This is a genomic window from Amycolatopsis sp. NPDC004625 (assembly GCF_040609695.1).
In the GTDB taxonomy this organism is placed as follows: Bacteria; Actinomycetota; Actinomycetes; order Mycobacteriales; family Pseudonocardiaceae; genus Amycolatopsis.
On sequence record NZ_JBEXKX010000010.1, the window covers coordinates 83,364 to 103,295 of the forward strand.

Here is a 19,932-nt window from a genome sequence, read left to right on the forward strand (position 1 = left end):
GATGCCGGTCGAGCCACTCTCGGAAAGCGCATTCATCGCCGAGCTGCGCGGTCTTTCCGGCCGGTACTGGGGAACGCACCCGTTCCACCACCGGCTGCACGCGGGCGAACTCGACGAACGCGGGCTGCGGATCTGGGCGGCCAACCGCTGGTACTACCAGTGCGTGCTGCCGCAGAAGGACGCGGCGATCATCGGCAACTGCCCGCTGCCGGAGATCCGCCGTCAGTGGCTCGACCGGATCGTCTACCACGACGGCGTCAGCGCCGGAACCGGCGGGATCGAACGCTGGCTGCGGCTCTGCACCGCGGTCGGCCTGGACCGCGCCGAAGTCCTCGACGAACGGCACGTCGTCCCCGGCGTCCGGTTCGCTGTGGACGCTTACGTGACCTTCGCGCGGACCAAGCCGTGGTGGGAGGCCGTCGCATCGGGACTGACCGAGATGTTCGCCGGGCACCTGATGCAGCGGCGCGTCGCGGACATGCTTGCACACTACTCCTGGATCGCGCGCGAAGACCTGGCGTACTTCACGAACCGGATCGACAAGGTCGCCGGCGAAGGCAAGGACACCCTGGACATCGTGGTCCGCCACTGCGTCACGCGCGAACAGCAGGACCGCGCGATCGCCGCGTTGTCGTTCAAGTGCGACGTGCTGTGGTCGATGCTCGACGCGATCGAGCGGGCGGCCGCGTGATCACCGCCGATTCCGTTCCCCAGCTGCGTCGCGGCGTTCGGCTGTCCTTCGACCACGTCCGGGAGACGCACGTTTTGCTGTTCCCCGAAGGAGTTCTGGTGCCCAACGCGACCGCGGCGGCGGTGCTCGAACTGTGTGACGGCGCCCGGTCCGTCACCGAAATCACGACAGCGCTTTCTCAACGCTACTCCGGCGTGCTCGCGCAGGACGTCCTTTCCGTGCTGTCCCGACTGGGCGAACGGCGGGTCGTCGCATGGACGTGACGCCACCGCTCGGCCTGCTCGCCGAGCTGACCCACCGCTGTCCGCTGCACTGTCCTTATTGCTCCAACCCGGTCGAGCTGACCGCCCGGGCCGCCGAACTGTCCACTGCGGACTGGTTGTCGGTGCTCTCCCAGGCCCGCGAGCTGGGCGTGCTGCAGGTGCACATGTCCGGCGGCGAGCCGTTGCTGCGGCCGGACCTGCCCGAGCTGGTCGCGCACGCGAGCTCGCTCGGTTGCTACGTCAACCTGGTCACGTCCGGCCTCGGCCTGACGGCGGCCCGGCTGGACGACCTCGCCGAGCGCGGACTGGCCCACGTCCAGCTGTCGGCGCAGGGCGCGACCCGGGAGCGGGCCGACCTGCTGGCCGGCGCGAAGGCGCACGACCGGAAGCTCGCCGCGGCCGCGTTGGTGAAGGCGTCGGGGCTGCCGCTGTCGCTGAACGTGGTGCTGCACCGGCGCAACCACGACGAGCTGGCCGGGATCATCGAACTGGCCGAGCGGATGGGCGCGGATCGGCTGGAGCTGGCGAACACGCAGTACTACGGCTGGGCGTTGCGCAACCGGGACGCGCTGATGCCGACCCGCGCGCAACTCGACGCGGCCGAGCCCGTGGTGCGCGCGGCGATCGCGCGGCTGCGCGGCACGATGGAGATCGTCTACGTCGTCGCCGACTACTACGAGCCGTACCCGAAGCCGTGCATGTACGGCTGGGGTGCGCGGCAGCTGACCGTGGCGCCGGACGGAACCGTGCTGCCGTGCCCGGCGGCGTCCGCGATCTCGACGCTTTCGCTCTCCAACGTGCGCGACACACCGCTCGCGGAAATCTGGTACGACTCGTCGTCGTTCACCGCCTACCGCGGCGAGGAGTGGATGTCCGAGCCGTGCCGCACGTGCGACCGCCGCGGGCTCGACTTCGGCGGCTGCCGCTGCCAGGCGTTCCTGCTGACCGGCGACGCCGCGGCCACCGACCCGGTGTGCTCCCGGTCGCCGCAACGCGGGGTCGTCGACCTGGTGCTCGCCCGGCCGCCGGTCGCCGACCTGGTCATGCGCCGGTGAAGGTGATCCTGCTCGGCACCGCGGCGGGCGGCGGGTGTCCGCAGTGGAACTGCGCGTGCCGCCTCTGCACGTCCGGACTGGTGCCGCGCTCGCAGGACTGCGTCGCGATCAGCGCGGACGGCGCCGGCTGGTACCTCCTCAACTGCTCCCCGGACATCCGGTCCCAGATCCTCGGGACGCCGGCGTTGCGCGCGGGGCCGGGACCGCGCGAGATCCCCCTGCGCGGAGTGCTGCTCACCGACGCCGAGCTCGATCATTCCCTGGGCCTGCTGATGCTGCGCGAGGCAGGCGGGCTCCCGGTGTGGGCGCCGGAGGCGGTGCTGTCCGCGCTGTCGCCCTTCCGCAGCATCGTCGACGGCTACGGCGGCTGGGAGTGGTTATCCGCAGTTAACCTCCCCGGACTGCGCGTCGACGCGCTGCCGGTGAGCGACAAGCGACCGAAGTACGTCCCCGCAGGTTCGGACGGGCCGTGGGTGGTCGCCTACCGGATCGAGGACCTGACGACCGGCGGCGTGCTGGTCTACGCGCCTTGCCTGCGGAGCTGGCCTCCCGGGTTCGACACCCTGGTTTCCGGCGCGGACCTCGTGCTCCTGGACGGAACGTTCTACGCGCCGGACGAAATGGCCGGCGTCGGCGGCCCGGACCAGCTCGCGATGGGACACCTGCCGATCACCGCCAGCCTGTCCCGGATCGCCGCCCGCCGGGGACCACGCTGGGCATTAACGCACGTTAACAACACGAACCCCGTACTCGACCCAACATCGGCCGAGCACGCGGCGGTACTGGCCGCGGGCGCACTGCTTCCGCCGGACGGCACGACGTACGTGCTCTAGGCAATGCCCTCCGGCGCGGCGCCGGCGACCTGGACGGCGTCGACAGTGATCCGGTCGATCTCGGCCAAGTCATCCGACGTCAGGGCGATGTCGGCAGCGGCAACGCTCGCCTCGATGTGCTCGGCCCGCCGCGCCCCGACGATGGCGGCGTGCACCCCGGGCCGCGCGAGCGTCCAGGCGATGGCCAGCTGGCCGACGGTGAAGCCGCGGCGGGCCGCGAACTCCTTGAGCCGGTCGACGACCTCGAGGTTGCGACGCAGGTTGTCCCCCTGGAAGGCACTCGACTTCGAGCGCCAGTCGGTGGGCTCGAAGGTCGTGCCCGGGGTGAGAGCGCCGGTCAGCAGGCCGCTGCCGAGCGGGCTGTAAACGACGACGCCGATGTCGTGCGCGCGGGCGTAGGGCAGCGGGCCGGTCTCGATGCCGCGCCGGAACAGGTGGTACGGCGGCTGCAGCGTCTCGACCGGGCGCGTCACGTCGAAGGCTTCGAGCTGCTCGGCGTCGTAGTTCGAGACGCCGACGTGCCGGACCTTTCCGGCGTCGACGAACTCCTGCATGAGCCCGGCGACGTCGGCGGCAGGCGTGTCCGGATCGGGCCAGTGCACCTGGTAGAGATCGATGTGGTCGACGTTCAGGTTGCGCAGGCTGGAGTCGAGCCCCTGCGTCAGCCACGCGCGGCGGGAGTCACGCGGCCGCGCGGCGCGCGGGTTGATGCCGCCCTTGGTGGCGATGACGACGTCGGACTCCTTGCGCAGGGCGCGTCCGAGCAGCACTTCGGACCGGCCGCGGCCGTAGGCCTGCGCGGTGTCGAAGAAGTTCACGCCGAGGTCGCGGGCGTGGTGGATGGCCGCGACGGCGGTGTCTTCGTCGAAGGCGCCCCAGTCGCCGCCAAGTTGCCAGGTTCCGAAAGCAATCTTCGACACTTCCAGGCCGCTGCGACCCAAGATCGTCATACGCATGCGTCCAGCACAGCACAGACATCGGACCACTGCATCGATCTTCCCGCCCAACGAAACCCCCAAATAACTCTTTGACGGTCGTGGCATGATTTGACACATGCCCCACGACCACCTCCGGGTGCTGGCCCACCCGCTCCGCATGCGCCTCCTGTCCCTGCTGACGGGCACGGCGATGAGCGCAGCCGAAGCGGCGCGCGAACTCGGCGAAACGCAGGCGAACACGAGCTATCACATCCGCCGCCTGCACGACGCGGGCCTGTTGGAGGTGGCCGAAGAGGTCCAGATCCGCGGCGGCCGCGCCAAGCGCTACCGCCACCACCCCGACTCCGGCCGGCGCCTGACGAGCCGCAAGCCGGGCGAGGAGCAGCTGCTGACGAAGGCCATCGCAACGGAGCTCCTCCGCCGGGCGGCCGAGCGGGCCGCCGACCGCCCCGCATCCCTGACGGACGCGGAGCTGTGGGTGGATCCGCAACTCTGGGCGCGCACGCTCCGGCAGGCAACGGAACTGAGCGAAGAGTTGCACGCGGCAGCGCAGCCACCGAGGACACCGGGAACGGTGCGGGTCAGCGCGAGCGTGGCCCTGTTCGAGCTGGCAGCCGAGGATCGCCGATGAGCGCGTCGCTCCGAGCCCGCCGCATCGCGACCGGCGCGGACCCACACCTCGAATCGACTACTCCCACCCGCGCCGTGCGGCGCCCGCTCATCTCCCGAGCACCTCACACCCTTCACCGAACCCGCCCGCGCCCACCGGAGCCGCTGCCATGACCACGCCACTGCTCGCGCCACTGCGGGAAACACGGTTCCGTGCCCTCGTCACCGGCCGGACCCTGGCCGACTTCGGCAACGCCGTCGCCCCCTTCGCGCTCGCCTTCGCCGTCGTCGATCTCACCGGGTCGGCCGTGGATCTCGGGCTCGTCGTCGGGGCTCGATCCCTGGCCAACGTGCTGCTCGTGCTGTTCGGCGGGATGCTCGCCGACCGGCTGCCGCGGTCGGTCATCCTGCAGGGCACCGAAACCGCCGCCGCGCTCACCCAGGCCGTCATCGCCGCGAGTGTCCTCGGCGGTTTCGCGTCCGTTCCGCTGCTGGCCGGGCTCAGCCTCGTCAACGGCGCTGTCTCGGCCATCTCCCTGCCCGCGGCCGCGTCGCTCACGCCGTTGACCGTGCCCGCAGCGTTGCTCGCCCAGGCGAACGCGCTGGTCCGGCTGCTGTCGAACGTCGGCCGCATCGCCGGGGCCGGGCTCGCCGGGGTCCTCGTCGCTTTCGCCGGCTCCGGCTGGGCACTCGGCGCGAACGCACTGCTGTTCCTCGCCGCAGCGCTGGCGTACCGCCGGATCCGGCTCCCGCGCGGCGAACGGCTCCCGGGGCGCCGCCACCCGTTCGGCGAACTCGCCGAAGGCTGGCAGGAGTTCCGCGCGCGGTCCTGGGTATGGCTCGTGGTGCTGCAGTTCACGGTCGTTAACGCGGTGAACGCGGGCGCGCTGCTGGTGATCGGCCCCCTGGTCGCCGACGACACGTTCGGCCGCACCGGCTGGGGGTTCGCATTGGCCGCGCAGACCGCCGGGGCGTTGCTCGGCGGAATCGTCGCCGCGCGCTGGCAGCCAAGGCGCATGCTCGCGATCGGCGTTGCATTCGTCCTCGTCGACGCACTGCCGATGCTGGCGCTCGGCGAGACGCCGTACCTGCTGCCGCTGCTGTTCGCGATGTTCCTCTCGGGGGTCGCGATCGAGCAGTTCGCCGTCGCCTGGGACGTGTCGCTGCAGGAGAACATCCCGCCGGACAAGCTCGCCCGCGTCTACTCCTACGACATGCTCGGCTCGTTCCTCGCGATGCCGCTCGGCCAGGTCGTCGCGGGCCCGCTGGCCGAGCACGCCGGCCGGTCGGCCACGCTCCTCGGCGGCGCGGCCCTGATCGTCGGCGCGACGGCGATCGTGCTGGTCAACCCGCAGATCCGCGGCCTGGTCCGGCAGGGCGCGCCCGGATGAGGTTCAGCACGCTGGCGCTGAACACGACGTCACCAACGCCGTCGGTGCGACGTCGGCTGACTGCGTCACCGACCCAGATGGAGTTCCGGAGCCAGGTCGAGATGACCGTCGAGGCGCCACCAGCTTTCCAACGTCTCGCGCAGCGCCTTCAGCAGCTCGCCGCCGGTCTCGAGCGGGACCAGCGCCGCCTTTCCGTCGTCCACCCGGAGTGCGGCGGCCAGCCGGTCGCCGTGTTCGACCAGCCCGACGATCACCCGCGTCGGCTCACCGGTGACGTCGACCGTCGGGATGGCTCGTTCGTACTGCCAGCCTTGAGCGTTCACCCGGCCGACAGTGGCACAGCCCGCCGCGGTCCGGTCCGGGTTTCACCCTCACGTGTGGTCAGGCAGGCGCCCAGGGCCGCACTTCCTCCAGCAGCTTCGCCACGGCCAGCACGAGGTCGTCGGAATGCCGCGGGCCGACGATCTGCAGGCCCACCGGCAACCCGGCCGACGTGCGCCCGGCCGGCACGCTGATCGCCGGCTGCTGGGTCATGTTGAAGGGGTACGTGAACGGCGTCCACTCCGGCCACTCGCTCAGCCCGCTGCCCGGCGGCACGTCGTGCCCGGCCTCGAACGCCGCGATCGGGACGGTCGGCGTGATCAGCACGTCGTAGCGCGTGTGGAACTCGCCCATCCGGATGCCCAGCGCGGCGCGCTCGGCGGTCGCGTCGAGGTAGTCGCTCGCCGTCCACTTCCGGCCGAGTTCCCAGACCTTGCGCAGGCCGGGGTCGGTGCGCTCCTCGGAGCCCGGCGGGAACGTGCCCAGCAGCTTGGCCGCACCGGAGGACCACAGGATGTCGAACGCCGGCTTCGGGTCGGCGAACCCGGGGTCGGTCTCCTCGATGTGCAGCCCGGCATCGCCCAGCGCGCGGACCGCGTCCGCGACGATCGCGGCCACCTCGGGGTCGACGTCGACGTAGCCGAGCGTCGGCGAGAACGCGGCGATCAGGCCGCGCACGTCCCGCCGGACCGCCTCGCGGAACGACGCCACGGGCGGCGCCAGCGCGGCCGGGTCGCGGTGGTCGGGCAGCGACAGCACGTCCAGCAGCAGTGCGGTGTCGTCCACCGACCGCGCCATCGGGCCGGCGTGCGAGAGCGGCCCGAACGGGCTCGCCGGGTACAGCGGGATCCGGCCGTGCGTCGGCTTCAGCCCGACGATGCCGCAGAACGACGCCGGGATCCGCACCGAGCCGCCGCCGTCGGTGCCGACCGACAGCTCCCCCATCCCGGCCGCGACAGCCGCGGCACTGCCGCCGCTCGACCCGCCCGCCGTCTTCGACGGGTCGGCGGGGTTGCGCGTGATTCCCTGCAGCGGGCTGTCGGTGACACCCTTCCACGCGATCTCCGGCGTGGTCGTCTTGCCGAGCAGCACCAGGCCGGCCTCGCGCATCCGCGCGGCGACCGGGCTGTCGACGTCCCACGGCTGGTCCGGGTCGATGCTCTTCGAACCCCGGACGGTCGGCCAGCCCTGGGTGAGGAACATGTCCTTGATCGAGGACGGCACGCCGTCGAGCCAGCCGATCGGGTTCCCGTCCCGCCAGCGGATCTCGGACGCCTTCGCCTGCTCCAGCGCACGGTCGGCGTCGACGAGGCAGTACGCGTTGCACTCGCCGTCGCGGGCTTCGATGGCCTGCAACGCGTTCTGCGTCGCCTCTATCGGTGATAGTTCACCGGTGGCGTAGGCGGCGACGAGCTCGCTGGCGGTCAGCATCCTGTCGTTCATCCGGCTCCCTGGTTCCCCGACGGCACGTAGCCGAGCGTCTTGTCGACGACATTGCGCAGCGGCTCCCCAGCGCGCCAGCGGCGGAAGTTTTCGGCGAACACCTCGACCAGCGTGTTCCGCCAGCCGACGAAGTCACCGGACATGTGCGGCGAGATCAGCACGTCGGGCATGGCCCACAGCGGACTTTCCGGCGGGAGCGGCTCGGTGTCGAACACGTCGAGCGCGGCGCCGGCGATGCTCCGGTCCTCGAGCGCCGCGACGAGGTCGGACGTCACCACCAGCTCCCCGCGGCCGACGTTGACGAACCGCGCCGACGGCTTCATCGCGGCGAACGCGCGCGCGTCGAACATGCCCTTGGTGTGCTCGGTCAGCGGCGCGACCGCGACAACGTAGTCGGCGTGCGGCAGGAACTCGGCGAGCTGCGCCGACTCGTGCACGACGCCGAAGTCGGGATCCCCGGTGCGCGCGCGGCGCCCGGCACCGGTCACCCGCATCCCGGCCGCGCGCAGCAACCGCGCGATGGCCCGCCCGATCGGCCCGGTACCGACGACCACGACGTCGCGGCCGGCGATCCGCTCGCTCTCGCGGTGCAACCAGCGACCCTCGCGCTGCAGGTCGTGCGAGCGCGCGAAGTCCTTCGCGAAGGCGAGCACGACACCCAGCACGTACTCCGCGATGGCGTCGTCGAAAACACCGCGCGAGTTGGTGAGGACCACGTCGCTCTCACGCAGCCCGGGGAACAGCACGGGATCTACACCCGCGCTGGCGATGTGCAGCCACTGCAGCCGGTCGGCCGCGTGCCACGCGCCCGGCACCGCGGTGGAGAGGAAGTCGTAGACGAACAGGGCGTCCGCTCCGGACAGCGCTTCGGCAAGACCCGCCGCGTCCGTGTAACGCACGACCGCCCCGGATTCGACAGCACGCATGTCCGGTGGGCGGGACTCGCCGCAGAGCACGGCCAGGACGGGGGTTTCCCGGTGTTCCGAGGCGATCACGTTGACACGGTAAAAGTCACTCGTATGATTGTCAACAATCCGAGGAACGACCCCCGGAGCACCGGACGTGTCACGTGCAGACGTATTCCGGAGGCTGAGCCTTGGATTTCGACTTCCTGGCGTTCGACGGCCCGCTGGCGCAACGCGGCATCGGCGTCATCGCCCCCTTCGACCTCGCACTGGAGCGCGAGCTCTGGCGCTGGGTCCCGATGGAGGTGTCCCTCCACCTCGCCCGCACACCGTACGAGCCGGTGCCGGTCAGCATGGAGATGGCCCGCCTCGTCAGCGACAGCCACCACCTGGCCGGCGCCACTCGCGACGTGCTGCACGTCGAGCCCGAGGTCGTCGCCTACCTCTGTACTTCAGGCAGCTTCGTCAACGGCGTCGACTACGAACGCTCGCTGACCAAGGCGATCTGCGACGCCGGCGCGCCGGACGCCGTCACCACCTCGGGCGCGCTGGCCGAGGTGCTGCAGCAACTCGACCTCCACCGCGTCTCGGTACTGACGCCGTACGACGCCGACCTCACCCAGGCGCTGCACGCCTTCCTCGCGGAACTGGACGTCGAGACCGTGGCCAGCGATCACCTGGGACTGGGCGGCGGCATCTGGAAGGTCAGCTACCGGACGATCGCCGAACGCATCCTCGCCGCCGACCACGGCGATGCCGAAGCGATCTTCGTCAGCTGCACCAACCTGCCGACCTACGACCTGATCGAGCCGCTGGAAGCCGCCCTCGGCAAGCCGGTGCTCACCGCCAACCAGCTGACCATGTGGGCGTGCCTGCGCCGGATGAATCTGCCCATCGTCGGACCCGGAAGGTGGCTTCGTGACGTGTCGTGAAGGTTTTCCTTGACCACCCCTCTAGGATTGTCGACAATTTGCGTCCCCTCCGGAGGTTCCGTGACCACCATCGGCTTCATCTACCCCGACCACGCGGCCGAAGACGACTACCCGCTGGCCGAGCAGCTGCTCGGCGGCACAGCCGTCGACGAGGGCGACATCCGGCTGGCCGTCGAGCACATCTACGGCACCGACAAGCACGCGGTCGCCGAGCTGCTGGACCTCGGCAGCGAGGCCCGGCTCGCCGACGGAGCCGCCCTCCTCGGCAAGCACGAGCCCGCCGCGGTCATCTGGGCGTGCACCAGCGGCAGCTTCGTCTACGGCTGGGACGGCGCCCGCGACCAGGCCGACCGCCTCGCCGCCGTCGCCGGGGTGCCGGCCTCCAGTACCTCCTTCGCGTTCGTGCACGCCGCGCGTGCGCTGGACGTCAAGCGGGTCGCGGTGGCCGCCAGCTACCCGGACGACATCGCGCGGCTGTTCGTCGAATTCCTCAAGGCCGGCGGCATCGAGGTCGTCTCGATGGCCAGCGCCGACATCATCACCGCCGCCGAAGTCGGCGCGATGAGCCCGGAAGCCGTCGTCGAGCTCGCCGTGAGCCACGACCACCCGGACGCCGAGGCGGTGCTCGTGCCGGACACCGCCATGCGCACCCTCGGCGAGATCAACGCCGTCGAGGCCGCCCTGCGGAAACCCGTGCTGACCGCCAACCAGGTCACCGTCTGGGAGGGCTTGCGCCTGACCGGGCAGCACCGGCTCGTCCGCTCACTCGGTGCGCTCTTCCGGCACCGGCCCGACGGAGCTGTCTGACATGGCCCTGCCACCGGGCATGCTGCCCGAGATCGAACCGGTCAGCCGCGAGTCCACGGCCGCGGTCATCGCGCGCCAGCTGCGCGACGCGATCATGACCGGCGCCCTCCCGCCCGGGACCCAGCTCGGCGAAACCGAGCTGGCCGCGCGGTTCCAGGTGTCACGGGGGCCACTCCGGGAAGCAATGCAGCACCTGGTCTCGGAAGGTCTCCTCCGCAGCGAGCGGCACCGCGGGCTGTTCGTCATCGACCTCGAACCCGGGGACGTCTACGACATCTACGCCGCTCGCTCCGCCATCGAGCGCGCCGCCATGCTGCGGGCCTTGCGTGGCGGTGACCGGAACCGGATCGCGGATCTCCTCGAGCAGACAGTCGTCGAGATGGCGACCGCCGCCGGCGAAGACGACCCCGGCGCGCTCTCCACCGCCGACCTCCGGTTCCACGAGGCCCTCATCAACGCCTCCGGCAGCAAGCGGCTCGTCCGGATGGCCCGGACGCTCCTCATCGAGACGCGGATGTGCCTGACCGCGCTGCAGAGCACCTACCAACGGGTCGAGGAACGCGTGGAAGAGCACACGAAGCTCATCCAGGCGCTGCGGGACGGCGACGAAGAGACGGCGCTGACGCTTCTCGAGGCGCACATGGAGGACGCCGTTCAGCGGCTCGCGCCGGGGACCAGCCTCACGGACGGGCACGCGCCGCCGGTGCCGGGCAACGCTTGACCGAAGCGACGCCAGGCGTGCTCGCAAGACCGGCACACGCACGTGGACGGCCGGCTCGCGGACTCGCACCGGTGTGATGCGCGCGTGGACGGCCCGCGAAGGCTCCGGGAAGCAGTTGGTCGGCCGGGTGCACCTGCACTCAGGCTTCATGGCGAACCCCCAGGACCGGCTGGCCGCCGCGGCCGTCACGGTAGTCGGAGGACCACGGGAAGCGGCCCTGGGAGTCCGCGTGAACCAGTTGCAGCGCACGGATTCCCGGGCCGTACAACGCGGCCGCGAACACCAGGTGCGCCGACGGCTCCGCGAGCGGGACGACCTCGATCAGCGGGCCGCCCCGCAGCGGGATGCCCTCGCCCGGCGATGGTGGTGACGCGTGCACTGCGTGCGCCGCCATGCCGTTGAGCAGACCGGCGGCCGGGAGCACGGGCAGTCCCGTCACCACCAGTTCGGGCAGGCCGTACCCGCTCAGGCCGATCGTGTAGGCCCACGGCGGGTACAGCCCCGTCCCCTCGACGCTCTGCACGAGCCAGCCACGGTCGGCCACGCCTTCGCGAAGCCGTTCCAGGTACCCGGGTCTGTCCGGGTCGTCGCACTGCCGGCACATCGGTGCCTCCTCCCCCTCGGTGGGTTTGCGACCACCGTGCCGGAGGGCACCGACAAAAACTCAGCCCAGCGCTTCGGCCACTGCCGTACCGAGCCGTTCTGTGGTATCGGTGCCGCCGAGGTCGGGCGTGCGGACGCGGCCCTCGTCGAGCACCCGGTCCACGGCGGTCCGGATTGCTTGTGCCGCAACGGTTTCACCCAGGTGTTCGACCAGCATCGCGGCCGCCAGGACCTGCGCCACGGGGTTGGCGATGCCTTGCCCGGCGATGTCCGGAGCGCTGCCGTGGACCGCCTCGAACATCGACGGGAATTCACCCGATGGATTGATATTGCCGGACGGCGCCATGCCGAGCCCGCCGGTGATCGCGGCCGCGAGGTCGCTGAGGATGTCGCCGAAGAGGTTCGACGCCACGACGATGTCGAGCCGGTCCGGCGCCTGAACCATGCGCGCGGCCAGCGCGTCCACGTGCATCTGTTCACTGTGGACGTCCGGGAACTCGGCTGCGACCTCGGCGAAGATCTCGTCCCAGAACGGCATCGAGTGGATCAGCCCGTTGGACTTCGTCGCCGAGCAGACGCGCGCGGACCGCGTCCGGGCCAGTTCGAACGCGTACCGGATGATGCGTGAGACGCCGACGCGCGTGAAAACCGACTCCTGCAGCACGAATTCGTCCGGCCGCCCGGCGTTGTGCCGGCCGCCGATCGCGGAGTACTCCCCTTCGGAGTTCTCCCGGACGATGACCAGCTCCAGCTCCTCGGCCTTCCGCCCGGCCAGCACGGAAGCCGTGCCCGGCAGCAGCCGCACCGGGCGCAGGTTGACGTACTGCTGGAACGCGCGCCGCAGCGGAATCAGCAGCCCCCACAGGGAAACGTGGTCCGGGACGCCGGGGAATCCGACCGCACCGAGCAGGATGCCGTCGAACGCCGACAGCTGCGCGACGCCGTCGTCCGGCATCATCGCGCCGACCCGGGCGTACCGCTCGCAGCTCCAGTCGAACTCCGTCCACTCCAGCGAAAAGCCGTGGAGCGCGGAGGCCCGGTCGAGGACCTTGCGGGCCTCGACCGTGACGTCCACGCCGATCCCGTCGCCGGGAATGCTCGCCAAACGGTAGGCCGTCACAGGGCCACCGCGATGTACTTGGTTTCGAGGAACTCGTCGATGCCGACCGAGCCGCCCTCGCGGCCGAGCCCGGACTGTTTGATCCCGCCGAAGGGCGCAGCCGGGTTCGAGACGATGCCCTGGTTGAGCCCGATCATGCCGGCTTCGAGGGCCTCGGAGACGCGCAGCGCGCGCTTGAGATCGCTGGTGAAGACGTAGGAAACGAGCCCGAACTCGGTGTCGTTCGCCTTCGCGACCGCCTCTTCCTCGGTGTCGAAGGGCGTGATGGGGGCGACCGGCCCGAAGATCTCCTCGTGCGTCAGCCGCGCCTCCTGCGGGACGTCGGTGAGCACGGTGGCCTGGTAGAAGTGGCCCGGACCGTCGACGCCGGAGCCGCCGGTGAGCACCTTCGCGCCGCGGTCGGTGGCGTCCTTGACCAGCTCCGTCACCTTGTCCACGGCGTTCTGGTCGATCAGCGGGCCGACCACGACGTCCTTCTCCGTGCCGCGGCCCATCGGCAGGGCCTGCATGCGCTCGGTCAGCCGCCGCGAGAACTCCTCGACGACCCCACGCTGCACGTAGAAGCGGTTCGCCGCGGTGCACGCTTCGCCGATGTTGCGCATCTTCGCCTGCATCGCGCCGTCGATGGCCGCGTCCATGTCCGCATCGTCGAAGACCAGGAACGGCGCGTTGCCGCCCAGTTCCATCGACGTGCGCAGGATCTTGTCGGCGCACTGCTCCAGGAGCTTGCGGCCGACGCCGGTCGAGCCGGTGAAGGAGAGCTTGCGGGCGCGGCCGTCGCGGATCAGCGGTTCCATCACGCTCCCGGAGTTGCTGGTCGTGACGACGTTGAGCACGCCTTCGGGCAGTCCCGCCTCGGCGAGGATGCCGGCCAGCGCGAGCATCGACAGCGGCGTCTGCGCGGCGGGCTTGATCACCGCGGTACAGCCCGCGGCGATCGCCGGGCCGATCTTGCGGGTGCCCATCGCCATCGGGAAGTTCCACGGCGTGATCAGCAGCGTCGGCCCGACCGGCTGCTTCGTGATGAGGAACCGGCCGGCGCCGTTCGGCGCGGTCGCGTAGCCGCCGTCGATGCGGACAGCCTCTTCCGCGAACCAGCGGAAGAACTCGGCGGCGTAGGCGATCTCGCCCTTCGATTCGGCGAGCGGCTTGCCCATTTCGAGCGTCATCAGCAGCGCTAGCTCCTCCTGGCGCTGCATCAGCAGCTCGTAGGCCCGTCGCAGGATTTCACCGCGCTCGCGCGGCGCCATCTTCGCGAAGTCGGCCTGCGCGGCGACGGCGGCGTCGAGCGCCGCGACGCCGTCCGCCGGCGAGGCGTCAGCGATCTGGCATAGCTCCCGGCCGGTGGCCGGCTCGACCACCGGGAACGTCTTCCCGGACTCGGCGGCCACCCACTTGCCGCCGATGAACAGTTCCTTGCCGACCGCCTCGACGACGCCGGACTCGGTGCTCGCACTCATCCCGACTGCTCCTCACGTGTTGTCCCGAGGGCCATGCTATGGATATTGTCAACAATCGACAACCCGCTCAGACCGACCTAGGAGCACGCTGCCATGGCCCAGCTATCTCCGCTGCTCAAGCAGGCAACGCCCGTAGTGGTCGACCACGGTGAAGGGGTTTACCTCTACGACGTGGAGGGCAAACGCCACCTCGACTTCACCGCCGGCATCGGCGTCACCAGCACCGGGCACTGCCACCCGCACGTCGTGCGAGCCGCGCAGGAGCAGATCGGCAAGCTCGTCCACGGGCAGTACACGACGGTGATGCACAAGCCGCTGCTGGAACTGACCGAGCGGCTCGGCGACGTCCTCCCCCGCGGGCTCGACTCGCTCTTCTACGCCAACTCGGGCAGCGAAGCCGTCGAAGCGGCGTTGCGACTCTCGCGGCAGGCGACGAAGCGCCCGAACGTCATCGTCTTCCAGGGTGGTTTCCACGGCCGGACCGTCGCCGCCGCGACGATGACGACGTCCGGGACGCGGTTCAGCGCCGGCATCGGCCCGCTGATGGCGGGCGTGCACGTCGCGCCGTTCCCCTACGCCTATCACTACGGCTGGGACGAGCAGACGGCGACGAAGTTCGCGCTGCGGGAGCTGGACTACCTGTTCCAGACCGTCTGTGCGCCGAACGAGACCGCCGCGTTCTTCGTCGAGCCCGTGCTCGGCGAGGGCGGGTACGTTCCGGCGAACACGGAGTTCCTCGCGGGCCTGCGCGAGCGCGCCGACCGGCACGGCATCCTGCTGGTCGTCGACGAGATCCAGACCGGCTTCGGCCGTACCGGGAAGTTCTGGGGCCACGACCACTTCGACGTCTCACCGGACGTCGTCCTCATCGCCAAGGGGCTGGCGAGCGGCTTCCCGTTGTCCGGTATCGCCGCTTCGCAGGAGCTGATGGCGAAGGCGTTCCCGGGTTCGCAGGGCGGCACGTACGGCGGCAACGCGGTCTCGTGCGCCGCAGCGATCGCGACACTCGAGGTCATCCAGCAGGAGAACCTGGTGGAGAACGCCGCCGAGCGCGGCCGGCAGCTGCTCGAGGGCGCGCGTGTGATCGCGGACAAGACGCCGTCGATCGGCGAGGTGCGCGGGCTCGGGCTGCTGGTCGGCTCGGAGTTCACCACCGCCGACGGCGAGCCGGACACCGCCACCGCGCAGGCCGCGCAGCAGGCGGCGGCGAAGAGCGGCCTGCTGCTGCTCACATGCGGGCCGTACATGAACGTCGTCCGCATGGTGCCGCCGCTGGTGGTGACCGCCGAGCAGGTCGACGACGCGCTGCGCATCTGGGGCGACGTCGTCGGATCGGTCACGGGGAGCTGAGGATGGCGCGGTACATCACGATCACCCTCGACAAGCGCGGCGTCTCCTGCCGGGCGCGGCTGCTCGACGACGAGGCCCCGCGCACCTGCAAGGCCGTGTGGGACGCGTTGCCGCAGAGCGGTTCCGCCTACCACGCGAAGTACGCGCGCAACGAGGTCTACACGCTCGTGCCGCCGTTCGCGGAACCGAAGCCGGGGCGGGAGAACCCGACGATCACGCCGATTCCCGGCGACGTCGTCTACTTCGGCTTCGAGGCGTGGGAGATCGGCAACCCGGCGTACGGCTACGACGACGGCAGCGAGGCGCACAGCGACCAGGGCGCGACCGACCTGGCGATCTTCTACGGACGCAACAACCTGCTGATCAACGGCGACGCCGGCTGGGTTCCCGGGAACGTGTTCGCCACGATCGAGGAGGGCCTGGCCGAGATGGCCGCGGCCGCGCAGGACCTGTGGTTGCGGGGTGTCGAGGGCGAGACGCTCTCGTTCGCGCGAGCCTGAACGCCGGCCCGGCCGCGGGGACTTCGCGGCCGGGCCGGCGTTCAGCCGAGGTTGTCGAGCAGCGCGTAGTCGGCGTCGGAAAGGGCGACTTCCGCGGCGGCGCAGTTCTCTTCGAGGTGCGCGATCGACGACGTCCCCGGAATCGGAATCATCGCCGGCGAGCGACGCAGCAGCCAGGCGAGGGACACCTGCGCGGGTGTCGCGCCGATGTCCGCCGCGACCTTGCCGAGCACTCCGCCCGCGGTCGCGTGGTCGCCCCGGGCGATCGGCAGCCACGGCACGAACGCGATCCCCTCGCGCGCGCAGTAGTCCAGTACGTCGTCGGATGCTCGGTCGGTCAGGTTGTAGCGGTTCTGCACGCTCGAGATGGGGGCGATGGCCCGCGCTTCCGCCAGCTGCGCGACGGTGACCTCCGACAGCCCGATGCGGGCGATCTTGCCCTCGTCCCGCAGCCGGGCGAGCGCGCCGACCTGGTCGGCCAGCGGCACCAGTGGGTCGATCCGGTGCAGCTGAAGCAGGTCGAGACGGTCGATACGGAGGCGTCTCAACGAAAGCTCCGCCTGCTGCCGGAGGTACTCCGGCCGGCCCAGCGGGACCCACTCGCCGCGGCTCGGACGCGCGTGCCCGCACTTCGTCGCGACGAGCAGGCCCGGGTACGGATGCAGCGCGTCGGCGAGCAGCTCTTCGTTCAGGCCCAGGTCGTAGGCGTCGGCGGTGTCGAAGAACGTGACGCCGAGTTCGGCCGCGCGGCGGGCGACCGCCTTGGCGCCGTCTTTCACGTGGTCCCATTCCGTCAACCGCATGGCGCCGAAACCCAGGCGGTGCACGGAGGAGCCGTCTTCGAAGGAGAACGTCGAGGTCATGCAGGGAAGCTTTGCCGCCGTTGACGTCACCCTCCAGAAATTTAGCTTGAGCTAAATCGAGACACTGTGACCGGGTGATCACAGTACGCAAACCAAAATGTGAAAAACCTTCATGGCGACGTACCGGCGGTACGTACTACGCTGCGGTAACCACAGCGACGGCGCGGAGGAGAGACTGCCGATGGGCGACGTGGCAGCACGGCTGGCCGAGATCGTCGGGGACAAGAACCTGCTCACGGGCGAAGGAATCTCGGAGGACTACGCGCACGACGAAGCGCTGACGGCGGAGCCGCAGAAGCCTGCGTACGTCGCGAAGCCGGCTACCGCCGAAGAAGTCGCGGAGCTGCTTAAAGCCGCTTCGGAGCACAACGTGCCCGTGACCGCGCGAGGGTCCGGCAGCGGACTCTCCGGCGCGGCGCGACCGCAGGCAGACGGCCTCCTGATCTCCTTCGAGCGGATGAACGCCGTTCTCGAGGTCGACACCGGGAACCACGTCGCCGTCGTGCAGCCCGGCGTGACCCTCGCCGAACTCGACGCCAAGACCGCCGAAGCCGGACTCGGCTACACCGTCTACCCCGGTGAACTGAGTGCGAGCGTCGGCGGGAACGTCGGGACCAACGCCGGCGGGATGCGGGCCGTCAAGTACGGCGTCACCCGCAACAACGTGCTCGGCCTGCAGGCCGTGCTCGCGACCGGCGAGATCATCCGGACCGGCGGCAAGACGTCGAAGGTGTCCACCGGCTACGACCTCACCCAGCTGATCATCGGCTCCGAAGGCACCCTGGCGCTCGCCACCGAAATCACCGTCAAGCTGCACCCGCGGCTGGCACACGGTGCGACCGTCTTCGCCCCCTTCGGCGACTTCGGCCAGGTGATGGCCGCCGTGCCCGAAATCCTCTCCAGCGGGCTCGCGCCGCACATCCTCGAGTACATCGACAACCTGACGATGGCGGCGATCGTCTACAACGAGAAGCTCGAGCTGGGCGTGCCGGACAAGATCCGCGAGACCAGCGAGGCGTACCTCGTGGTCGCGCTGGAGAACCGTGACAGCGGACGCCTCGGCGAAGACGTCGAGACCGTCGGCGAGCTGCTCGGCGAACTGGGCGCCACCGACGTCTACGTCCTCGAAGGCAACGCCGCGCGCAAGCTCATCGAAGCCCGCGAGAAGGCCTTCTGGACCGCGAAGGCGGCCGGCGCCGACGACGTGATCGACGTCGTCGTGCCGCGGACCGCGATGCCGCAGTTCATCGCCAAGGCGCGGGAGCTCGCGATGGCCGCGGGCGGCGGCGCGCTCGGGTGCGGGCACGCCGGCGACGGCAACGTCCACCTCGGGATCTTCTGCAAGGACGCGGACAAGCGGAAGCAGCTGCTCACCGACATCTTCGCGTACGCAATGGAGCTCGGCGGCGCTATTTCCGGCGAGCACGGCCTCGGCCGCACGAAGGCCGGCTACCACCAGGACCTCGAAGACCCGGCGAAGATCGAGCTGATGCGCCGGATCAAGCAGAGCTTCGACCCCGCCGGGATCCTCAACCCCGGCGTTCTCTTCCCCGAAGGAACCGCATGAGCGAGATGAACGGCGCCCAGTCCCTGATCCGCACGCTGGTCGACGCCGGCGTGGAGGTCTGCTTCGCGAACCCCGGCACGTCGGAGATGCACTTCGTCGCCGCGCTCGACACCGTCCCGGAGATGCGGGGCGTGCTTGCGCTGTTCGAAGGTGTCGTCACCGGTGCTGCCGACGGGTACGCGCGGATCGCGGACAAGCCCGCCGCGACGCTGCTGCACCTCGGCCCCGGACTCGGCAACGGCCTGGCGAACCTGCACAACGCGCGGCGCGCGCACACGCCGATCGTCAACGTCATCGGCGACCACGCGACCTACCACAAGCAGTACGACGCGCCGCTGGAGTCGGACATCGAGGCCGTCGCGGGCTCGCTGGAAGGCTGGGTGCGGCGCTCGGAGCACACCAAGGACGTCGGGGCGGACGCTGCCGCCGCGGTCGCCGCGGCGCAGGACGCGCCCGGCCGCATCGCCACGCTGATCCTGCCTGCGGACGCTTCGTGGGGTGACGGCGGCGAGACATGCGCACCTGTTCCGCCGCGCGTGCCGCAGGCCGTCGACGCCACGACCGTCAAGGACGTCGCCGCGGTGTTCGGCACCGGCGAGCCGGTCGCGCTGCTCATCGGCGGCAGCGCGTGCCGCGAGGAAGGACTGCGTGCGGCGAGCCGGATCGCCGCCGCGACCGGAGCGAAGGTTTTCGTCGAGACGTTCCCGTCTCGTCTCGAGCGCGGCGCCGGTCTACCGGCGATAGAGCGGCTCGGGTACCTCGCCGAGCAGGTCACCTACCAGCTCGACGGGGTCAAGCATCTCGTCGTCGCGGGGACGAAGGCGCCGGTGTCGTTCTTCGCCTACCCGGGCAAGCCGAGCGATCTCGTTCCCGAAGGCGCGGAGGTGCACACGCTTGCGTCCGTCGGCCAGGACGTCACGCGCGCGCTGAACGAAGTCGCGGAGCTCGTCGCCGCGGACACCGAACCGGTGCTGCAGCAGCCGTCCCGGCCTGCGCTGCCGACCGGGCCGCTGACTCCGCAGAACTGGGTCGACGTCATCGGTGCGCTGCTGCCGGAGAACGCGATCATCGCCGACGAGGCCAACACGTCCGGCCTGCTGCTGCCGGCCGCGACCGCGGGCGCGCCGCGCCACGACGTCCTGACGCTCACCGGCGGCGCGATCGGCTACGGCATGCCCGTGGCGACCGGCGCCGCGGTGGCGGGACGGGACCGTCCCGTCCTGAACCTGCAGTCGGACGGCAGCGCGCTGTACACCATCTCGGCGCTGTGGACGCAGGCGCGGGAAAACCTGAACGTCACGACGGTGCTGCTCAACAACCGCGCGTACGCGATCCTGCGGCTGGAGCTGCAGCGCGTCGGGGCGGCGTCGGGCGGGCCGAAGGCGAACGACCTGCTCGACCTGTCGCGCCCGGACATGGACTTCGTGAAGATCGCGGAAGGCATGGGCGTGCCCGCGACGCGGGCGACCACCGCGGAGGAACTCGCGGAACAGCTGCAGCGCGCGTTCGCCGAACCCGGCCCGCACCTGATCGACGCCGCGGTGCCGCCGCTGCTCTGAA

At 70.6% G+C, this 19,932-nt stretch carries 21 protein-coding genes; 13 read left to right on the forward strand and 8 right to left on the reverse strand.

From position 1 onward, the window contains the following. The first annotated feature begins 1 nt into the window (after window position 1). Genes pqqC through pqqB form a run of 4 tightly spaced genes read left to right on the forward strand, consistent with a single transcriptional unit; the run spans window position 2 to window position 2,842 of the window. Window positions 2–691, forward strand: coding sequence for a pyrroloquinoline-quinone synthase PqqC (gene pqqC / locus ABZW17_RS13815; protein WP_354813092.1), 690 nt, complete (start codon window positions 2–4; stop codon window positions 689–691). Beyond that, complete coding sequence (gene pqqD, locus ABZW17_RS13820; RefSeq protein WP_354813094.1) at window positions 688–954, forward strand: pyrroloquinoline quinone biosynthesis peptide chaperone PqqD; 267 nt, start codon at window positions 688–690, stop codon at window positions 952–954. Before pqqC ends, pqqD begins: the two co-directional genes overlap by 4 nt. Further along, window positions 945–2,009 carry a pyrroloquinoline quinone biosynthesis protein PqqE gene (pqqE, locus tag ABZW17_RS13825; protein WP_354813096.1) on the forward strand — a complete coding sequence of 355 codons (1,065 nt, stop codon included), beginning with the start codon at window positions 945–947 and terminating at the stop codon, window positions 2,007–2,009. Before pqqD ends, pqqE begins: the two co-directional genes overlap by 10 nt. Next, the gene (gene pqqB, locus ABZW17_RS13830) at window positions 2,006–2,842 is read left to right on the forward strand and encodes a pyrroloquinoline quinone biosynthesis protein PqqB (RefSeq protein WP_354813098.1); all 837 of its coding nucleotides are present in this window, start codon (window positions 2,006–2,008) and stop codon (window positions 2,840–2,842) included. The genes pqqE and pqqB overlap by 4 nt, the downstream gene beginning before the upstream one ends. Here the strand turns inward: pqqB and ABZW17_RS13835 are convergent. Beyond that, entirely contained in the window at window positions 2,839–3,792 is a 954-nt protein-coding gene (locus ABZW17_RS13835; protein ID WP_354813100.1) for an aldo/keto reductase, read from the reverse strand. The genes pqqB and ABZW17_RS13835 overlap by 4 nt on opposite strands. A 103-nt stretch (window positions 3,793–3,895) precedes the next feature. Here ABZW17_RS13835 and ABZW17_RS13840 point away from each other — a divergent pair, with 103 nt between their 5' ends. Beyond that, entirely contained in the window at window positions 3,896–4,411 is a 516-nt protein-coding gene (locus ABZW17_RS13840; protein WP_354813102.1) for a helix-turn-helix domain-containing protein, read from the forward strand. Between the two features lie 148 nt (window positions 4,412–4,559). Next, the gene (locus tag ABZW17_RS13845) at window positions 4,560–5,780 is read left to right on the forward strand and encodes an MFS transporter (RefSeq protein WP_354813104.1); all 1,221 of its coding nucleotides are present in this window, start codon (window positions 4,560–4,562) and stop codon (window positions 5,778–5,780) included. A 65-nt stretch (window positions 5,781–5,845) separates the two neighbouring features. On the opposite strand, the gene ABZW17_RS13850 is transcribed toward ABZW17_RS13845, so the two are convergent. The 3 genes from ABZW17_RS13850 to ABZW17_RS13860 are packed head-to-tail and all read right to left on the reverse strand — an operon-like array spanning window position 5,846 to window position 8,539. After that, on the reverse strand, window positions 5,846–6,103 hold the full coding sequence (locus ABZW17_RS13850) for a hypothetical protein (protein WP_354813106.1): 258 nt from the start codon (window positions 6,101–6,103) through the stop codon (window positions 5,846–5,848). A 58-nt stretch (window positions 6,104–6,161) separates the two neighbouring features. Continuing rightward, window positions 6,162–7,544 (reverse strand): amidase, encoded by a 1,383-nt coding sequence (locus tag ABZW17_RS13855; RefSeq protein ID WP_354813108.1) that lies wholly within the window; start codon window positions 7,542–7,544, stop codon window positions 6,162–6,164. After that, window positions 7,541–8,539 (reverse strand): D-2-hydroxyacid dehydrogenase, encoded by a 999-nt coding sequence (locus ABZW17_RS13860; RefSeq protein ID WP_354813110.1) that lies wholly within the window; start codon window positions 8,537–8,539, stop codon window positions 7,541–7,543. Before ABZW17_RS13860 ends, ABZW17_RS13855 begins: the two co-directional genes overlap by 4 nt. A 101-nt stretch (window positions 8,540–8,640) precedes the next feature. On the opposite strand from ABZW17_RS13860, the gene ABZW17_RS13865 reads away from it, so the two are divergent. From ABZW17_RS13865 to ABZW17_RS13875, 3 genes are read left to right on the forward strand one after another with little or no spacing between them, the layout of a single operon-like run. Further along, window positions 8,641–9,381, forward strand: a complete 741-nt coding sequence (locus ABZW17_RS13865; RefSeq protein WP_354813112.1) for an Asp/Glu/hydantoin racemase — start codon at window positions 8,641–8,643, stop codon at window positions 9,379–9,381. A gap of 60 nt (window positions 9,382–9,441) precedes the next feature. After that, on the forward strand, window positions 9,442–10,188 hold the full coding sequence (locus ABZW17_RS13870) for a maleate cis-trans isomerase (RefSeq protein ID WP_354813114.1): 747 nt from the start codon (window positions 9,442–9,444) through the stop codon (window positions 10,186–10,188). Between the two features lies 1 nt (window position 10,189). After that, a complete protein-coding gene (locus tag ABZW17_RS13875) occupies window positions 10,190–10,909 on the forward strand; it encodes a GntR family transcriptional regulator (RefSeq protein WP_354813116.1) in 720 nt (239 codons plus the stop codon). Between the two features lie 139 nt (window positions 10,910–11,048). Here ABZW17_RS13875 and ABZW17_RS13880 read toward each other — a convergent pair whose 3' ends face one another. The 3 genes from ABZW17_RS13880 to ABZW17_RS13890 are packed head-to-tail and all read right to left on the reverse strand — an operon-like array spanning window position 11,049 to window position 14,092. Further along, window positions 11,049–11,513, reverse strand: coding sequence for a DUF4262 domain-containing protein (locus ABZW17_RS13880; protein ID WP_354813118.1), 465 nt, complete (start codon window positions 11,511–11,513; stop codon window positions 11,049–11,051). Window positions 11,514–11,573: 60 nt separating this feature from the next. Beyond that, window positions 11,574–12,632, reverse strand: coding sequence for a tartrate dehydrogenase (locus ABZW17_RS13885; protein WP_354813120.1), 1,059 nt, complete (start codon window positions 12,630–12,632; stop codon window positions 11,574–11,576). Next, a complete protein-coding gene (locus ABZW17_RS13890; protein WP_354813122.1) occupies window positions 12,629–14,092 on the reverse strand; it encodes an NAD-dependent succinate-semialdehyde dehydrogenase in 1,464 nt (487 codons plus the stop codon). The genes ABZW17_RS13885 and ABZW17_RS13890 overlap by 4 nt, the downstream gene beginning before the upstream one ends. 93 nt (window positions 14,093–14,185) lie before the next feature. Between ABZW17_RS13890 and ABZW17_RS13895 the strand changes: the two genes are divergently transcribed. Together ABZW17_RS13895 and ABZW17_RS13900 are read left to right on the forward strand one after the other, a co-directional pair. After that, a complete protein-coding gene (locus tag ABZW17_RS13895) occupies window positions 14,186–15,442 on the forward strand; it encodes an aminotransferase class III-fold pyridoxal phosphate-dependent enzyme (RefSeq protein ID WP_354813124.1) in 1,257 nt (418 codons plus the stop codon). Window positions 15,443–15,444: 2 nt separating this feature from the next. Next, window positions 15,445–15,942, forward strand: a complete 498-nt coding sequence (locus ABZW17_RS13900) for a DUF3830 family protein (protein WP_354813126.1) — start codon at window positions 15,445–15,447, stop codon at window positions 15,940–15,942. Window positions 15,943–15,983: 41 nt separating this feature from the next. Here ABZW17_RS13900 and ABZW17_RS13905 read toward each other — a convergent pair whose 3' ends face one another. Then, window positions 15,984–16,805, reverse strand: coding sequence for an aldo/keto reductase (locus ABZW17_RS13905; RefSeq protein ID WP_354813128.1), 822 nt, complete (start codon window positions 16,803–16,805; stop codon window positions 15,984–15,986). A gap of 181 nt (window positions 16,806–16,986) precedes the next feature. On the opposite strand from ABZW17_RS13905, the gene ABZW17_RS13910 reads away from it, so the two are divergent. Together ABZW17_RS13910 and ABZW17_RS13915 are read left to right on the forward strand one after the other, a co-directional pair. Next, window positions 16,987–18,372 carry an FAD-binding oxidoreductase gene (locus tag ABZW17_RS13910; RefSeq protein ID WP_354813130.1) on the forward strand — a complete coding sequence of 462 codons (1,386 nt, stop codon included), beginning with the start codon at window positions 16,987–16,989 and terminating at the stop codon, window positions 18,370–18,372. A 5-nt stretch (window positions 18,373–18,377) separates the two neighbouring features. Continuing rightward, entirely contained in the window at window positions 18,378–19,931 is a 1,554-nt protein-coding gene (locus ABZW17_RS13915) for an acetolactate synthase large subunit (RefSeq protein ID WP_354813358.1), read from the forward strand. Window position 19,932: the final 1 nt, after the last annotated feature.

Coding starts and splice junctions, on each gene's coding strand:
- pqqC (WP_354813092.1), top strand. CDS start 2: ATGCCGGTCGAGCCACTCTCGGAAAGCGCATTCATCGCCGAGCTGCGC.
- pqqE (WP_354813096.1), top strand. CDS start 945: ATGGACGTGACGCCACCGCTCGGCCTGCTCGCCGAGCTGACCCACCGC.
- ABZW17_RS13835 (WP_354813100.1), bottom strand. CDS start 3,792: ATGACGATCTTGGGTCGCAGCGGCCTGGAAGTGTCGAAGATTGCTTTC.
- ABZW17_RS13840 (WP_354813102.1), top strand. CDS start 3,896: ATGCCCCACGACCACCTCCGGGTGCTGGCCCACCCGCTCCGCATGCGC.
- ABZW17_RS13845 (WP_354813104.1), top strand. CDS start 4,560: ATGACCACGCCACTGCTCGCGCCACTGCGGGAAACACGGTTCCGTGCC.
- ABZW17_RS13855 (WP_354813108.1), bottom strand. CDS start 7,544: ATGAACGACAGGATGCTGACCGCCAGCGAGCTCGTCGCCGCCTACGCC.
- ABZW17_RS13875 (WP_354813116.1), top strand. CDS start 10,190: ATGGCCCTGCCACCGGGCATGCTGCCCGAGATCGAACCGGTCAGCCGC.
- ABZW17_RS13880 (WP_354813118.1), bottom strand. CDS start 11,513: ATGTGCCGGCAGTGCGACGACCCGGACAGACCCGGGTACCTGGAACGG.
- ABZW17_RS13890 (WP_354813122.1), bottom strand. CDS start 14,092: ATGAGTGCGAGCACCGAGTCCGGCGTCGTCGAGGCGGTCGGCAAGGAA.
- ABZW17_RS13895 (WP_354813124.1), top strand. CDS start 14,186: ATGGCCCAGCTATCTCCGCTGCTCAAGCAGGCAACGCCCGTAGTGGTC.
- ABZW17_RS13900 (WP_354813126.1), top strand. CDS start 15,445: ATGGCGCGGTACATCACGATCACCCTCGACAAGCGCGGCGTCTCCTGC.
- ABZW17_RS13905 (WP_354813128.1), bottom strand. CDS start 16,805: ATGACCTCGACGTTCTCCTTCGAAGACGGCTCCTCCGTGCACCGCCTG.
- ABZW17_RS13910 (WP_354813130.1), top strand. CDS start 16,987: ATGGGCGACGTGGCAGCACGGCTGGCCGAGATCGTCGGGGACAAGAAC.
- ABZW17_RS13915 (WP_354813358.1), top strand. CDS start 18,378: ATGAACGGCGCCCAGTCCCTGATCCGCACGCTGGTCGACGCCGGCGTG.